The 14,360-nt window shown below is 74.0% G+C and carries 17 protein-coding genes; 12 read left to right on the top strand and 5 right to left on the bottom strand.

Translation table 11 applies throughout. The features are described from left to right. Nucleotides 1-24 precede the first annotated feature (24 nt). From folB to ACQPYE_RS01850, 5 genes are read left to right on the top strand one after another with little or no spacing between them, the layout of a single operon-like run. On the top strand, nucleotides 25-387 hold the full coding sequence (gene folB, locus ACQPYE_RS01830) for a dihydroneopterin aldolase (RefSeq protein ID WP_498722819.1): 363 nt from the start codon (nucleotides 25-27) through the stop codon (nucleotides 385-387). 26 nt (nucleotides 388-413) lie between these two features. Beyond that, entirely contained in the window at nucleotides 414-896 is a 483-nt protein-coding gene (folK, locus tag ACQPYE_RS01835) for a 2-amino-4-hydroxy-6-hydroxymethyldihydropteridine diphosphokinase (RefSeq protein ID WP_498718777.1), read from the top strand. Next, a complete protein-coding gene (locus ACQPYE_RS01840) occupies nucleotides 893-1,279 on the top strand; it encodes a hypothetical protein (RefSeq protein WP_498718778.1) in 387 nt (128 codons plus the stop codon). Before folK ends, ACQPYE_RS01840 begins: the two co-directional genes overlap by 4 nt. A 17-nt stretch (nucleotides 1,280-1,296) precedes the next feature. Next, nucleotides 1,297-1,749, top strand: a complete 453-nt coding sequence (locus tag ACQPYE_RS01845; protein WP_498718779.1) for a DUF3180 domain-containing protein — start codon at nucleotides 1,297-1,299, stop codon at nucleotides 1,747-1,749. 50 nt (nucleotides 1,750-1,799) lie between these two features. After that, nucleotides 1,800-3,554, top strand: a complete 1,755-nt coding sequence (locus ACQPYE_RS01850; RefSeq protein WP_498718780.1) for a DUF6779 domain-containing protein — start codon at nucleotides 1,800-1,802, stop codon at nucleotides 3,552-3,554. A gap of 4 nt (nucleotides 3,555-3,558) precedes the next feature. Here the strand turns inward: ACQPYE_RS01850 and ACQPYE_RS01855 are convergent, their stop codons facing one another. Next, nucleotides 3,559-4,623: an NADH-quinone oxidoreductase subunit D gene (locus ACQPYE_RS01855; protein ID WP_498718781.1), complete on the bottom strand. Its 1,065-nt coding sequence runs from the start codon at nucleotides 4,621-4,623 to the stop codon at nucleotides 3,559-3,561. 616 nt (nucleotides 4,624-5,239) lie between these two features. Here ACQPYE_RS01855 and ACQPYE_RS01860 point away from each other — a divergent pair. After that, nucleotides 5,240-6,823 carry a hypothetical protein gene (locus ACQPYE_RS01860; RefSeq protein WP_498718782.1) on the top strand — a complete coding sequence of 528 codons (1,584 nt, stop codon included), beginning with the start codon at nucleotides 5,240-5,242 and terminating at the stop codon, nucleotides 6,821-6,823. Here the strand turns inward: ACQPYE_RS01860 and ACQPYE_RS01865 are convergent. Both ACQPYE_RS01865 and ACQPYE_RS01870 read right to left on the bottom strand, forming a co-directional pair. Further along, entirely contained in the window at nucleotides 6,820-7,266 is a 447-nt protein-coding gene (locus tag ACQPYE_RS01865) for a DUF1203 domain-containing protein (RefSeq protein ID WP_498718783.1), read from the bottom strand. The genes ACQPYE_RS01860 and ACQPYE_RS01865 overlap by 4 nt on opposite strands. 62 nt (nucleotides 7,267-7,328) lie before the next feature. Continuing rightward, nucleotides 7,329-7,772 (bottom strand): MarR family winged helix-turn-helix transcriptional regulator, encoded by a 444-nt coding sequence (locus ACQPYE_RS01870; RefSeq protein WP_498718784.1) that lies wholly within the window; start codon nucleotides 7,770-7,772, stop codon nucleotides 7,329-7,331. Between the two features lie 49 nt (nucleotides 7,773-7,821). Between ACQPYE_RS01870 and ACQPYE_RS01875 the strand changes: the two genes are divergently transcribed. Continuing rightward, a complete protein-coding gene (locus tag ACQPYE_RS01875) occupies nucleotides 7,822-8,145 on the top strand; it encodes a cupin domain-containing protein (protein WP_498718785.1) in 324 nt (107 codons plus the stop codon). 3 nt (nucleotides 8,146-8,148) lie between these two features. Here ACQPYE_RS01875 and ACQPYE_RS01880 read toward each other — a convergent pair whose 3' ends face one another. Then, nucleotides 8,149-9,060, bottom strand: a complete 912-nt coding sequence (locus ACQPYE_RS01880; RefSeq protein WP_498718786.1) for an SAM-dependent methyltransferase — start codon at nucleotides 9,058-9,060, stop codon at nucleotides 8,149-8,151. 30 nt (nucleotides 9,061-9,090) lie between these two features. On the opposite strand from ACQPYE_RS01880, the gene ACQPYE_RS01885 reads away from it, so the two are divergent. From ACQPYE_RS01885 to ACQPYE_RS01905, 5 genes are all read left to right on the top strand, one after another. Next, nucleotides 9,091-10,263 (top strand): PrsW family intramembrane metalloprotease, encoded by a 1,173-nt coding sequence (locus ACQPYE_RS01885; RefSeq protein ID WP_498718787.1) that lies wholly within the window; start codon nucleotides 9,091-9,093, stop codon nucleotides 10,261-10,263. 91 nt (nucleotides 10,264-10,354) lie between these two features. Continuing rightward, nucleotides 10,355-11,245: a Rossmann-like and DUF2520 domain-containing protein gene (locus tag ACQPYE_RS01890; protein ID WP_498718788.1), complete on the top strand. Its 891-nt coding sequence runs from the start codon at nucleotides 10,355-10,357 to the stop codon at nucleotides 11,243-11,245. Further along, nucleotides 11,242-12,132 (top strand): pantoate--beta-alanine ligase, encoded by an 891-nt coding sequence (gene panC / locus ACQPYE_RS01895; protein ID WP_498718789.1) that lies wholly within the window; start codon nucleotides 11,242-11,244, stop codon nucleotides 12,130-12,132. Before ACQPYE_RS01890 ends, panC begins: the two co-directional genes overlap by 4 nt. 10 nt (nucleotides 12,133-12,142) lie before the next feature. Then, a complete protein-coding gene (gene panD, locus ACQPYE_RS01900; RefSeq protein ID WP_498718790.1) occupies nucleotides 12,143-12,625 on the top strand; it encodes an aspartate 1-decarboxylase in 483 nt (160 codons plus the stop codon). Nucleotides 12,626-12,652: 27 nt separating this feature from the next. Beyond that, entirely contained in the window at nucleotides 12,653-13,438 is a 786-nt protein-coding gene (locus tag ACQPYE_RS01905; RefSeq protein WP_498718791.1) for a type III pantothenate kinase, read from the top strand. 134 nt (nucleotides 13,439-13,572) lie between these two features. On the opposite strand, the gene ACQPYE_RS01910 is transcribed toward ACQPYE_RS01905, so the two are convergent. After that, entirely contained in the window at nucleotides 13,573-14,328 is a 756-nt protein-coding gene (locus tag ACQPYE_RS01910; RefSeq protein ID WP_498718792.1) for a class I SAM-dependent methyltransferase, read from the bottom strand. Between the last annotated feature and the right edge of the window lie 32 nt (nucleotides 14,329-14,360).

Genomic DNA, 14,360 nt, shown 5'->3' on the forward strand with positions numbered 1-14,360 from the left:
GGTGGATCGGCGGAGGTGGGCGGGATTTCCGATCGGATCTCGTTGCGCGGCCTGCGGGTGCGCGGGTTCCACGGCGTGTTCGAGCACGAGAAGCGCGACGGCCAGGACTTCCTGGTCGACGTCACCGCGTGGCTGGACCTGTCGCGCGCGGCGGCCACGGACGACCTGCGGGAGACGCTGCACTACGGCGAGCTGGCCGAGCGCGCGGCGGCGATCGTGGCCGGTGGGCCGTACGACCTGATCGAGACGGTGGCGGGCAAGGTCGCCGACGAGGTGATGACCGACCTGCGGGTGCGGGCGACCGAGGTGACCGTGCACAAGCCGTCGGCCCCGATCCCGCTGGCGTTCGAGGACGTCTCGGTGACGATCCGGCGCACGCGTGACTAGGGCGCACGCGTGATGGGGGCGCACGCGTGACCAGGGCGGTGCTGTCGCTCGGCTCGAACCTGGGCGACCGGCTGGGCTACCTGCGGCTCGCGGTGGCCGGGTTCGCCGACGTGCTGGTGGCGGCCTCGCCGGTGTACGAGACGGCGCCGTGGGGCGTGACGGACCAGGGCGACTTCCTCAACGCGGTGCTGGTCGTCGCCGGCGACGTGGACGAGTGGGGCTGGCTCCGGCGTGGGCAGGAGCTGGAGCGGGCGGCCGGGCGGGTCAGGGAGCTGCGGTGGGGTCCGCGCACGCTGGACGTGGACGTCGTGACGGTGGATGGCGTGCGGTCGACGGACCCGGAGCTGCTGCTGCCGCACCCCGGCGCGCACGACCGCGCGTCCGTGCTGGCGCCGTGGCTGGACGTGGAGCCGGACGCGGTCGTGCCGGGGCACGGTCCGGCGCGCGACCTGCTCGCCGGCCTCGACCTCGGCGGCGTCACCCGACGGGATGATCTCCGCCTGACGTGATCAGCGACTCGCCGGCGGGCGCGGTGCTCATCGCCGAGGTCATCTCGCACGAGCACGACATCCGGACCGCGCCGGGACAGCCGGGCGAGCGGGACACCGTGGCCGTGCGGGCGGCGTTGACGCGGCCGTTGCAGGACCTGGACAAGCGGCTGCGGGCCAAGCACCTGCCCGCGCTGCGGGTCACGTTGGAGCACGGCGACCGCGTCCTCGGCGAGGGCGGGCCGGCGGGCGCGTTGCGGACGTCGTCGTTCGAGCTGCTGCGCGTGCTCGGCGGGCGGCGTGACGACGACCAGGTGCGCGCCCTGGACTGGGACACCGATCCCGGGCCGTGGCTGCCCGAGCTGTCGCTGTTCGGCGGGCGCGGCACCGCGCTGGTCGAGTAGTCGGGGACGATGGTGGGGTGAGGTTCACCAAACCCCGTGACCTGCTCGCCGCCGGACTCGTCGCGGGCCTGCTCGCGCACCTGCTGATCAGGCTCGCCTACGACACCCTGCCGCCGCTGCCGACGTTCGCCGGTTTCACCCTGCTGGTGATCGCGGCGGTGAACCTCTGGCTGGCGTTCTCGCTGCGCGCCCGCATCCTGCGCAAGCCGGGCGCGCGGCCCGTCGAGCCGTTGACCGCGGCACGGGCGGTGGCGTTCGCCAAGGCGTCGTCGTTGCTCGGCGCGATCATGCTGGGCGCGTGGGCGGGCGTGCTGGTGTACGTGCTGCCGGCGCGCGGCGCGTTCGAGGCGGCCGGTCACGACGTGCTCAGCGCGAGCGTCGGAGCGGTCTGCGCCGGGCTGCTCATCGCCGCCGCGTTGTGGCTGGAACGGTGCTGCAAGACGCCCGACGACCCGCACCTCGATCGATAGATGCGGACACCGAGGTCTCAATCGGGTAACTGACCGGTACGGTAGACGCCATGACCGGGCGAGGCGCGTCGGACGATGACGAGCAGCAAGATCACGGTCGTGGTCCGGGGCGACTACTGCTGGTAGCGGCATTGGCGCTCGCCCTCGGTGCCGCGGCGGTGCTGGTGCTGAGCGACAACGCCCGCTGGCTGCGGCTGGCCGTCGTCGCCGCGCTGTGGGCGGCGCTGGTCGGCGCGTTCCTGGCGGCCCGCTACCGCAGGCAGGTCACCGACCGCGAGGACGAGGTCGCCGACCTCCAGTCGGTCTACGAGCTCGAACTGGAACGCGAGATCGCGGCTCGTCGCGAGTACGAGCTGGAGGTCGAGGCCGAGACCCGCAAGCGGGTTCAGGAAGAGGCCAAGGACGACCTGGACGCGCTGCGCGGCGAGCTGCGCGCCCTGCGCGAGAACCTGGAGGCCCTGCTCGGCGGCGAGGTGCTGGTCGAGCGGGTGGCGTTGCGGGCCGAGTCGACCCGGATGCGCGCCCTGTCCGACCAGTCGCGGTTGATGGCGGTGGGTGACAAGCGGATCATCAACGCCGGTCCCGCCGTGCCGGTGACGAAGAAGGCCGCGGAGACGCCGCAGGTGGAGCGGGTCGAGCGGACCGAGCTGATCGAGCGGGTCACCGTCGAGACCTCGCGCAAGGAGCAGGTTCGGCGTCCCGAACCGACGCGTCCCGAGCCCGCGCGGCGCGAGCAGGCCCAGCCGGTGCGCCGCGAGCCCGCCCGCGCGGCGGCCCAGCCCCGGCCGACGCCGCCGGTGGTGGTGCGGCGGGAGGCGGCCAAGCAGGAGCCGACGGAACGGGTCGGCCGGGACGTGGCGGCGCGACCGACCCCGCCGGCGGCCCCGGCCGGTCGGCCCGCCGAGCCGTCGAAGACCGAGCACACCGTGCAGCGGCGCAGCCGGGTGGCCGACCGGACCGAGATGATCAGCCGGGAGGCGCTGGCCGAGGAGACCGCGCGGCGGCCGGAGGGCGCGGGCGGCGCCGTGCGGCGGACGGGCGAGCAGCGGGCCGTGCCGAGGACCGAGTCGACCGGGGAGCAGCGCTCCGTGCCCGCGGACCCGCGCCGACCGTCGAGCACGCGCGCCGAGCTGACCGGCGAGCACCGCCCGGTGGAGGCGCGTCGGCCCGCGCCGCGCGCCGACGCGACCGGTGAGCACCGCCCGGTCGAGCCCGGCCGTCGACCCGCCGCCCGACCGGACCAGACCGGCGAGCACCGGCCCGTGGGTCGTCCCGAGCAGACCGGTGAGCAGCGGTCCGCGGGGCGTCCCGACGCGGGTGAGGCCGGTCGTCGGACCGGCACGACCGGCGAGCAGCGGCCCGCCGGCCGGCCCGACCCGGTGCGCCGACCCGCGACGCGGGCCGAGCTGACCGGTGAGCACGTCCCGGTGCCGGACCCCGCGCGCCGGGCGCTGGCCGAGGAGGACGCGCGCCGGTCGCGTCGCGCGGCCGAGCCGGCCGGCGGGCACCGACCGGTGGCCGAGCCGGAGTCGATCGGCGGTCGTTCGGCGGATTCCGCGTCGGCCTCCGTGACGCCCGAGGGCCGTCGCCGGGCCGCCGAACCCGCGGCCGAGGCGGGCGGCCGTCGTCGGGCCGAAGAGCGCTGGGACTCGTGGGAGGACACCCCGAAGCCGGCCGGCAGGCGCGGCGCGCCGGAACCCGTCGAGCCCGCCGGGGCGCACGCGGACGGCAAGTCGGTCAGCGAGCTGCTCGCCGCGTTCGGCGGTGGCGACTCGCCGCGCCGCCGTCGTCGCCGCGAGGACTAGGGCCCTACTTGTCGATGTCGCCGACGACCACGGCGAACGACCCGAGCACCGCGGGCAGGTCGGCGACCTTCGTGCCGGGCAGCAGCGCGGACAGGGCCTGGACGTTGTTGAACGACGGGGTGCGCAGCTTCAGCCGCCACGGCGTCTTCTCGCCCCGTGACGCGAGGTGCACGCCGGACGTGCCCAGCGGCGCCTCGACCCACGTGTAGACCGAGCCCTCGGGCGCTTTGACCGCCTTGGGCAGCCGCAGGTTCACCGGGCCGGCAGGCAGCCGGTCCAGGCACTGGTTCGCGAGCGCGACGGACTGGTGGACCTCGTCCACCAGGTTGCGGACGCGGGCCAGCGCGTCGCCCTCGGTGCGGACCACGGGCCGCACGTCGAGGTTCCGGTAGCCGGGCAGCGGGTCGTCGCGGCGCAGGTCGGAGTCCACTCCGGACGCCCGGCCGATCGGACCGGTGACGCCGAACGCGAGCGCGGCGTCCCGGTCGAGGACCCCGAGGCCCGCCAACCCCTCCGGCGCCTCACCGGGGTCCACAGTGGACAGCACCTCGCGCACCCGGCCGGTCCAGCCGGCGGGCACGTCCTCGCGCAGGCCGCCGATCCGGTTGGCCATGAAGTGGATCCGGCCGCCGGACGCCTCTTCCAGCACGGCCTGCACGGCGTCGCGGTCGCGCGTGCCGGTGAGCGGCGCGAGGAACACCAGGTGCGCCATGATCCGGTTCAGTTCGCACAGCAGGACCCGCAGCGCTTGGGCGCGCGGCGGGACGTCCATGCCGGTCATGCGCTCCACGGCCAGCGCGACGGCCAGCTCGTTGCAGAAGGCGGCGAGCCAGTCGTGCCGGTTGGCGAGGGTGAGGACCTGCCGGTAGTCGCGGACCTCGAACAGCTTCTCCGCGCCCCGGTGCAGGTGGCCGACCAGGGGAGCGGCGGCGGTGATGACCTCGTCGTCCCGGACCGTCAGCCGCAACCGGTACGCGCCGTGCGCCGACGGGTGCAGGGGCCCGAGGTCGACCACCCGGTCCACGCCGAGGTGGCGTGCACCGGCGCCCACGCCAACGGTGATCTCCACCGGCTCATCGTCGCACGGTCCGGCAGCTCCCCGGCACGAAGGACGCGCGGCAGTACACCCGGTCGGGAAAGCCGACCTTGGCAGAACCGAGACATTGTGTTGGCGCAGACACCGTGCACCCGACGACGGCGGTGTGGTCCCCTTGTCGGTGGGGTCGGGGGACACCGCTGTGGGGGGATTCGGGATGAGCGAAGACAGATCGAAGGCGCAGCCACCGGCGGTGGAGCCGCCGGCCGAAGCGCCACAGCTCGACAACACGATCGCGGAACCGCCGCCGGAGCCGGCGCCGGTGGAACCGGGAGCACCGGCCACCGAACCGGCAACCGCCGAACCGACGCCGGAACCCGCACCCGTCGAACCGGAAGCACCGCGGGCCACCGAGCCGGCCACCGGACCGGATCGGGCCGAACCACCGGTTGCTTCACCGCCGGCCGTCGTCGAGCCGCCGGCCGCTGAACTACCGGCCGCTTCACCGCCGGCCGTCGAGCCGTCAACGGTTGAACCATCGGCCGTCGCACCGCAGGCTCCGCCGGTCGCCGAACCGCCGGTTGCCGAGCAGTCGGCAGCCGGACCGGCGACCGCCCACTCTCCCGAGCTCTCGGCGGCTCACCCCACCGTGGCGGAGAACCCGTGGGCGCGGCAGGCCGGGCCGGAGGCGCAAGTCGAGTGGGTCGACCCGACGCCGACGGACCCGATCCTGCGGATCCCGCCGACGCCGCCGACACCGCCGCCCGCCAAGTCCACCGCGGCGGCCGTGCTGTTGAACCTGACCGGGGTCGGGGCCGGTTACTTCTACCTGCGCCGACGCCCGCGAGCGTGGACGGCGGCCGTCCTCGCGGTCGTGCTCGTCGTCGTCGCGTTCGCCACCAACGCGGCGGCCGACCCGTGGTTGTGGCGGACCCTGGCGGGGTGCTGGCTCGCGTTCCTCGTCCTCGACGCGTGGCGGATCGGGGTGAAGCACCCGCCGGTCGCGAACCGCAGGCCCGTGGTCATCGGGGCGATCGCGGTGGTCGCCGTGGTGGGCGCGTACGTCGGGTACGGCGTGCTGGGCCGCAGCGCCTACGACGACGGCCTAGCCGCTCAGGGCCGCGGTGACTGCGCGGCGGCGACCGGCCGGTTCGAGGCGGTGACCGGACCTTACGAGCTGACGCTCAGCTCGGACGTCGCGGCGGCGAACCGCGGCTTGGTCGAGTGCGCCGACTTCACCCGCGCGGCCGACTCCGAGGACGAAGCCACCGCCGTGCAGCGCTACGGCCAGTTCCGCCGCGACCACCCGGGCAGCCCGCTGGGCCCGTTCGTCCACGACGAGCTCGTCGAGACCTACACGACCTGGGCCCGCGGCCTGCGCGACGAGGGCAAGCTGTCCGAGTCGATCAAGGTCTACCGCGACCTGCTCGCCGAGGACGAGTCGTTCGGCCCGGAGGTCGCCGACACCTACCTGCGGCTGGCGAAGGAGGTCACCTCCGAACCGCCGCCCGTCAGCGCCAGGGCGGGGGTCACCGCCCTGGAGGCCATCGCCGACGAGTTCGGTGACACGCCGTCCGCCAAGGAGGTGCCCGCGGCGTTCGACGCGCTCTACGCGGCGGCCACCGCGCCGCTCGCCGGCCAGCCGTGCCAGGCGGTGGACTCCTTCGCCTTCTTCGCCGATCTGACCAGCAGGGCCGCCGCGAAGGTGGCGGGCGAGGCGAAGGTCAAGCACCCGCTCGCCATGCTCGACTGCGGGCTGAACCAGCTGCGCGAGGGTGAGGCCCAGACCGCGCTCGACACGCTGGACCGGTTCATCAGGACCTTCCCGGACCACGGCGGCCTGCCGCAGGCCAAGTCGGCGCGGATCTCCGCCGAGGTGGCCATCGGCACCGACGCGCGGGTGCAGGTGCCCGCGCCCCTCGGCACGGGCGGCCCGATCACGATCACCTTCTACAACACCGTCAACAGCCCGATCACCATCAAGTTGGCGGGCTCCACCGCGCACGAGTTCACCCTGCCGCCGTGCGAGACCTGCCCGGAGTTCTACGCCCCCGGCGCCGGCGTGGCCGCCTGCGACTCGCCCGTCGGGCGGCCCTTGTTCGCCGTCGGCCTGGGCGAGGGCACCCACCACGTGTACGCCGAGTTCGAGGACAGCGGAGACCTGGTCAAGCAGTTCGACGCCACCGCCGGCGGGTTCGACCTGTACTGCCTGTACGTGGAGCGCGAAAGCTAGTCGCGGGTGATCGCGAACAGGAAGCACCCGTGCGACGCGCTGCGGACCTGGATCGCGGCGACGTCCGGGTCGTCGAGCAACGCGGCGACCCGGACGTCGAGGCGGTCCGGGTCGGCGACCTCACCGCCGTGGATGCGGCCTTCGGCGGTGTAGGCGCGCAGGGTCCGCGGCGCGTGGCGCAGCGCTTCGGGGAACGCCGCCGCGGTCGCGGGCCCGTCGCACGGCTCGGCGTGCGCGTACACCGGCCCCGACTCCTCGTACGGTCCCGCGCCCGAGGCGGGGGTGTGGCGGAAGAGGACCAGCGGCTCGCCCGGCCCGGCCTTGCGCAGGCAGCAGCGCAGCGGCGCGCCGGGCGACTCGGCGTGCCACTCGTGGTGCCGGTCCGTGCCGGCGAGTTCGCGGGCGCGGTCCAGCACGTCGTTCGGCAGCGCGTGGATTCTCATGCGCTCGACCTTCGCCCACCCCACCCGCCACCGCCGGCGGTCTTCGGCCGTCGCGCCGGCGGTCACCAGACCGGGCGGAGGCCGGTGGGGTCGGCGTCGGCCAGGTAGGTCTCCAGGGCTTCGCGCAGGGCGGTCAGCCGTTCCGGGCCGACGGTGGACGCGAACTCGTCCTCCAGTTCCGACCAGAGGGCGTCGGCCAGGCTGAGGTAGGAGCGGCCCTTGCCGGTCAGGGTCAGGACGTGGGCGCGGCGGTCGGTCGGGTGGGGCGTCCGGTGGACGTAGCCCCAGTCGACCAGTTCGGCCACGGTCTTGGCGGCGGCCTGCTTGGAGACGCCCAGGTGGGCGGCGAGGTCGACGGCGGTGGCCGAGGGTTGGGTGGCCAGGTAGCGGAAGACGAAGCCGTGCGCCGGGCGCAGCGGTTCGAGGTCGCGTCCGGCCAGTCGTTCGTGGAAGCGGTCGGTCATCAGACGGAACGTCCTGGCGAACAGCATCGACACGGGTTCCACGGTCGCCTAGTCTGCAACTAGACAACTTGGTTGACTAGTTTGGAGAGCGATGTTCGAGCGCCACGGCTTCGTGTTCCACCCCCACGCCTCCCCGTCCCGCGGCGGCAGCACGCAGATCGCCCTGTGGACCGTCGAGGTGCCGGCGGACGCGAAGGGCGAACGGCACCAGGTCGACAAGGAGGAGGTGTTCCACGTCCTGGAGGGCCGGGTGACCGTCAACGACGTCGAGGCGGGCGCCGGTGACACGGTCGTCGTCCCGCCGCACGTGGAGTTCCAGCTGGTCGGCGGCCCGGCCAAGGTCCTGGTCGCCACGTCGGTCGGGATCACGGGCCTGGTCGGGGACCAGCCGATCACCCCGCCCTGGGCGTTGTAGGCCTCAGGGCCGCCACGGGGGCAGGGGCGGGAGCAGCGCCGACACCGGCACGCCGACGCCGTGCAGCAGCCAGCCGAACGACCCCAGCCCGCCCTCGGCCCGCAGCTCCGCGATCCGCGACGCCCGCGCGGCCGCCGCCAACCAGTCGGGCTCACCGGGCGACACCGCGCCGACCAGGCCCAGCGCCGCCAGCGCGTCCCGCTGCGAGACCAGCGCCCACTCGCCACCGGCCGCCTCGGCGCACGCGTCCAGCGCCACGTGCGCCGTCAGGTCGCACGTGCCGTCGAACACCGGCTCGACCCGACGCCCGCCCCGGTACGCGGCGAACGTGCCCGCCGCGTACCGCCCGGCCACCCGGTCGGCCCGCACGTGCCCGTAGTCCACCGCCAGCGCCGCCCCGCGCGCCACCCGCGACACCGCGTCCGCCCACGCCACGTCCCGCGGCTCGCCGATCTCCGCCCGTTCCCCCTCCGCCACCGGCCACCAGCGCGCCGACCAGGGGTGCGACGACGGCCCCGTGACCAGCGGGCAGGGCACCGCGTCCAGCCACTCGTGCCCCACCAGCAGGCCGCACACCGACGTCGGCAGCGCCGACCTCCACCGCACCCCGGGCACGGACCGGGCCGGCCCCACGTCCACCGCCGTCACCACCAGCCGCGCCGCCAGCGACCCCGACGCCGAGGACCGCACCGCGTCCGCCAGCTCACCGCCGCCGGCGCCCACGTCCACGAAGTCCAGCCGGGACGGCCCGCCGAGCGCGAAGTCCACCCGTTCGAGCAGCACGAGCAGCGCTTCGGCCAGCTCAGGACCCACCAGCGGCGCGGTGCGGAAGTGGTCGGCGGGGACCTCGCCGCGCGTGAAGAAACCCGACGGCCCGTACAAGGCCTCCCGCCACAGGGCTTCCGACTCCACCACCGGTCAAGTGTCCCTTTAAGGTTTCCCACCGTGACCACTCCCGCCCGCAAGCGCGTCGAGCAGCAGCGCTGGACCGTCCTGCTCCCGGTCCTGGGCCTGATCGCGCTGGGCGTGTGCGGGCTGGTCCTGCTCGGCCTCGGCACCTCGCGGACCGGGCTGCTGCCGATCCTGGTCGGCGCGGTGGCCGCGCTGCTGCCCGTCCTCGCCGTGATCGGCGCCTACCTGTGGATCGACCGCTGGGAGCCGGAGCCCGCGAAGATCCTGCTGCTGGCCTTCCTCTGGGGCGCGTGCGGCGCGACGATCACCTCCCTGGTGTTCAACCAGAGCGCGCACGTGCTCGGCCAGCTCATCGACGGCGGCGACGGCAGCACGTTCGCCGCCGTGATCGGCGCGCCGATCACCGAGGAGGCCGCGAAGGCCGCGTTCATCGTGGTGCTGTTCCTGCGCCGCCGCCAGGAGTTCGACGGCGTGGTGGACGGCGTGGTGTACGCGGGCGTGACGGCCGCCGGCTTCGCGTTCACCGAGAACATCTGGTACTTCGCCCGCGTCTTCTCCGACAGCGGCTTCGGCGACCTGAGCAGCGGCGTGATCGCGTTGTTCGTCCTGCGCGGCGTGCTCTCGCCGTTCGCGCACCCGCTGTTCACGTCGATGACCGGCATCGGGATCGGCATCGCGGCCATGACCACGAACCGCAAGGTGCGGATCGCCGCGCCGCTGCTGGGCTACCTCGGCGCGGCCGGTCTGCACTCGCTGTGGAACTTCTCCACCACCGTCGGCACCGGCTCCACCTTCATCAACCTGTACTTCCTGATCATGGTGCCGATCTTCGCCGGCATGGCGCTGATGGTCGTCTGGCAGCGCCGCCGCGAGCAGCGGATCGTCGCGGGCCAGCTGCCGACCATGGCCGCCAACAAGTGGATCGCCTCCAGCGAGGTCACCCTGCTGGCGAGCCTCCAGGGCCGCAGCCGGTGGCGGCGCACGGTCAAGCGCAAGGTCGGCGACGAGGCGGCCAAGGCGGTCGCGGGTTACCAGGTCGCCGCCACGGAACTGGCGTTCCTGCGCCACCGGATGGCCGACGGCACGGCGGGCCACGACGCGGAGGAACGTCACGCCAAGCTGCTCGCCGCGCTCGTCGCCGCACGTCAGGCCGCCGTGGACGCGCCGGGCGCGCTGAAGGCCGCGGGTGGCGTTCGTCGCAGTTGACGGCCCCTGGCAGCACACCGGATTACGCTCGCGGCCGTCGTCCGGTACCCGGGCATCGGGACTGGAACGCCGCGGTGAAGGAGTACGTCGCATGGACGCGACCCCCCGCCCCGCGCGGTTGGCCGTGGGAGTGATCTCGGCCGGCCGGGTGGGTTCGGTGCTGGGCGCCGCGCTGTCCCGGGCGGGACACGTCGTGAGCGCCGTGTCCGCCGTTTCCCGCGACTCGCTGCGCCGCGCCGAAGAGCTGCTGCCCGACGCGCCCGTGCTGTCGCCGCCCGAGGTGGCCGCCGCCGCCGACCTGGTGCTGCTGGCCGTGCCGGACGACGAGCTGCCCGGCCTGGTGCGCGGCCTCGTCGCCACCGGTTCGCTGCGCGCCGGCCAGATCGTCGTGCACACCAGCGGCGCGCAGGGCGTGGGCGTGCTGCGGCCCGCCGCCGACCTCGGCGCGCTGTGCGTGGCGCTGCACCCCGTGATGACGTTCACCGGCCGGGTCGAGGACGTGCAGCGGGTGAACGCCTGCTCCGTCGGCGTCACGGCGGCCGACGACGACGAGGTCGCGTGGCACGTCGGCGAGGCCCTGGTGGTGGAGATGTCCGCCGAGCCGGTGCGGGTGCCCGAGGCCGCCCGCCCGCTCTACCACGCCGCCCTCGCGCACGGCGCCAACCACCTGATCACGCTGGTCGCCGACTGCGCTGACCTGCTGCGCGACGCGGGCATCCAGGACGCCGAGCGGATGCTGGGCCCGCTGCTGTCCGCCGCCCTGGACAACGCCCTGCGGCACGGCGACCGCGCCCTCACCGGCCCCGTCGCGCGCGGCGACGCGGGCACCGTGGCCAAGCACCTGGCGGTGCTCTCGGACACCGAAGCGCTCCCCGCGTACCGAATCCTCGCGCTCCGCACCGCGGCCCGCGCCCAGGCCGCCGGGCTGCTCAAGCCCGAACTCGCGTCCGACGTCCGCACCACCCTAGAGGGACAGGCATGACCAAGCCGCTCACCAAGGACGACTACACGCCCAACGACGTGACGGTGCACCGCGACCCGGAACGGCTGCGTCGCGTCACCCGGGCGTTGAGGGCGGCCGGCCGCAACATCGCCCTGGTGCCGACCATGGGCGCGCTGCACGAGGGCCACCGCAAGCTGATCCGCGAAGCGCACGTCATGCAGAACACCGTGGTCGTCGTCTCCCTCTTCGTGAACCCGACCCAGTTCGGCCCGAACGAGGACTTCGACCGCTACCCGCGCAGCTTCGAGTCCGATGTGGACGTCTGCCGCGAGGAGCGCGTCGGCCTGGTGTTCGCGCCGTCGGTGGACGACATGTACCTGCCGGGCAGCACGGTCACCGTGAGCCCGGGTCCGCTCGGCGACGACCTGGAGGGCAGGACCCGCCCCGGCCACTTCGCCGGCGTGCTGTCCGTGGTCGCCAAGCTGTTCAACATCGTGCAGCCGACCTACGCGGTGTTCGGCGAGAAGGACTACCAGCAGCTCACGCTGATCCACCGGATGGCGCGCGACCTGAACTTCCCGCTGGACGTGGTCGGCGTGCCGACCGTGCGCGAGCCCGACGGCCTGGCGCTGTCCTCGCGCAACCGCTACCTGTCCGCCGAGGAGCGCACCGCCGCGACCGCGTTGTCCGCCGCCCTGGTGGCGGGCGCGTACGTCAGCGGGCAGGGCGCGGACGCCGTGCTCAAGGCCGCAGGCGACACCCTCGCCGCGGTGCCCGGCGTCGACCTCGACTACCTGGAGCTGCGCGCGCCCGACCTCGGTCCGGCGCCGGAGAACGGCGACGCCCGCCTGCTGGTGGCCGCCCGCGTCGGCTCCACCCGACTGATCGACAACGCCGCCGTGCTGCTCGGCGCCGGCGACGAGTGAGGGGACCGCCATGTTCCGCACCATGCTCAAGTCGAAGATCCACCGGGCCACCGTCACCCAGGCCGACCTGCACTACGTCGGCTCGGTCACGGTGGACGAGGACCTGATGGAGGCCGCCGACCTGCTGGCCGGCGAGCAGGTCGCGATCGTGGACGTCACCAACGGCGCCCGCTTGGAGACCTACGTCATCCCCGGCGCCCGCGGCACCGGCGTGATCGGCATCAACGGCGCGGCGGCGCACCTCGTCAAGCCGGGCGACCTGGTGATCCTCATCGCCTACGGGCAGATGGACGACGCCGAGGCGCGGGTGTACGAACCGAAGGTGGTCTTCGTCGACGCGGACAACAAGGCGGTCGAGCTCGGCGCGGACCCGGCGCACGCGCCGGCGGGCTCGGGACTCGTGAACGGGTCCACGACCGCGCCGCCGGAGCCGGTGGCGGCGGAGACCGAGGACGCCGCGGCGCTGGACGCGTTGATCCAGGCCGAGGACTAGTAGGCCGAGACCCAGGGGAGACCCGCTGTGCTGCTAGCCATCGACGTCGGCAACACCAACATCGTGCTCGGCCTGTACGACGGCGCCGGTGATTCCGCCGCGCTCGTCCGGGACTGGCGGATGCGCACCGACGCCCGGATGACCGCCGACGAGCTGGCGCTGACCATGCGCGGCCTGCTCGGCGAGTACGCGGACAAGATCACCGGCATCTCGGCGCTGTCCACCGTGCCCGCGGTGCTGCGCGAGCTGCGCGTGATGCTGGGCCGGTACTACGGCGGCGTGCCGAAGGTGCTGGTGGAGCCCGGCGTGCGGACCGGCGTGCCGCTGCTGGTGGACAACCCCAAGGAGGTCGGCTCCGACCGGGTGATCAACACGCTGGCCGCGCACCACCTGCACAGCACGGCGTGCGTGGTGGTCGACTTCGGCACGTCCACGAACCTGGACGTGATCTCGGCCAAGGGCGAGTTCCTCGGCGGCGCGCTGGCGCCGGGCATCGAGATCTCGGTCGACGCGCTGGCGGCCCGCGCCGCGCAGCTGCGCAAGGTCGAGCTGGTGCGGCCCCGGTCGGTGATCGGCAAGAACACCGTGGAGTGCCTTCAGTCCGGCATCGTCTACGGGTTCGTGGGCCAGGTGGACGGCCTGGTGCGCCGGATCGTGGACGAGCTCCAGCTCAGCGAGCCCGGCCCGGTCACGGTCATCGCGACCGGCGGCCTCGCGCCCCTCGTGGTGACCGAGTCGGCCACCATCCAGGCGCACGTGCCGGACCTGACCCTGCTGGGCCTGCGCCTGGTCTTCGAGCGGAACCGTGTTTGATGGCCGCTGCTCCGCAGACGGCGGCGAGGTCGCCCGGAAGTCGACCGCTCGCGCCCTGATTTCCCGACGATCGAAGAGCGTGATCGCCGGGAAATGAGGACCCGAACGATCGACGCGACCTCGCGGCGGGGGTGTCAGACCCTCCGCAGGCGCTTGACGTAGGTGATGAGGGGGAGGTCGAACTCGCCCTCGGCGGTTTCGGGGCGGGACTTGAGGAACGCGAGCATCCTCGCGTTCATCGCGGCCCGCTCCTTCTCCGGGACCACCATGGCGTGCGAGTGCGTGTTGACCATCGCCACCAGGGACTCGGCGGTGCGCCGGTGCGAGTGCGGGAAGACCCGAGTCTCCGCGCCGGCGAACAGCTCGTGCTCGGTCACCGGGTCGAAGGCGAGCTCGTCCTGCGCGCTGACGCTGGACCAGGAGGTCCGGACGAACTCGGCCACCCACGGCGTCGAGTCGTCGTAGTCGTTCCACAGCGCCGCCAGCACGCCGCGCGACCGCAGCACGCGGGCGATCTCCGGCAACGCGCGCGCCGGGTCGAACCAGTGGAACGCCTGGCCGACCACGACGGCGTCGACCGTGCCGTCCGGCACCGGGATCCGCTCCGCGCTGCCGGGCAGCGCGCGTGCCGCGCCGTGGTGGCGCACCAGCTCCGACAGCATCGCCTCGTTCGGCTCCACCGCCGTCACGTGGTGCCCCTGGGCGATCAGCCCGCCGGTCAGCTTGCCCGTGCCCGCGCCGAGGTCGAGCACCTGGCGCGGTCCTCCGCCCAGCGGCTCCAGCACCCAGCGGATGGCCTCGGCGGGGTAGTCCGGTCGGTGTTCCGCGTACGCCGGGGCTTGGGCTCCGAAGGAGTTCGCCCGCCTGGCCCGCAAGTCATCTCCCGTCACCAGGAAGAGCCTAGTGAGATCCGGTTCGATTT

Origin of the sequence: Actinosynnema sp. CA-299493, from assembly GCF_050946825.1 — a bacterium.
Lineage (GTDB): Bacteria > Actinomycetota > Actinomycetes > Mycobacteriales > Pseudonocardiaceae > Actinosynnema.

Bases quoted from the DNA above. Each gene is read 5' to 3' on its own strand.
- ACQPYE_RS01890 (WP_498718788.1), top strand. From the start codon at position 10,355: ATGGACGCGACCCCCCGCCCCGCGCGGTTGGCCGTGGGAGTGATCTCG.
- panD (WP_498718790.1), top strand. From the start codon at position 12,143: ATGTTCCGCACCATGCTCAAGTCGAAGATCCACCGGGCCACCGTCACC.
- ACQPYE_RS01865 (WP_498718783.1), bottom strand. From the start codon at position 7,266: ATGAGAATCCACGCGCTGCCGAACGACGTGCTGGACCGCGCCCGCGAA.
- ACQPYE_RS01875 (WP_498718785.1), top strand. From the start codon at position 7,822: ATGTTCGAGCGCCACGGCTTCGTGTTCCACCCCCACGCCTCCCCGTCC.
- ACQPYE_RS01850 (WP_498718780.1), top strand. From the start codon at position 1,800: ATGACCGGGCGAGGCGCGTCGGACGATGACGAGCAGCAAGATCACGGT.
- panC (WP_498718789.1), top strand. From the start codon at position 11,242: ATGACCAAGCCGCTCACCAAGGACGACTACACGCCCAACGACGTGACG.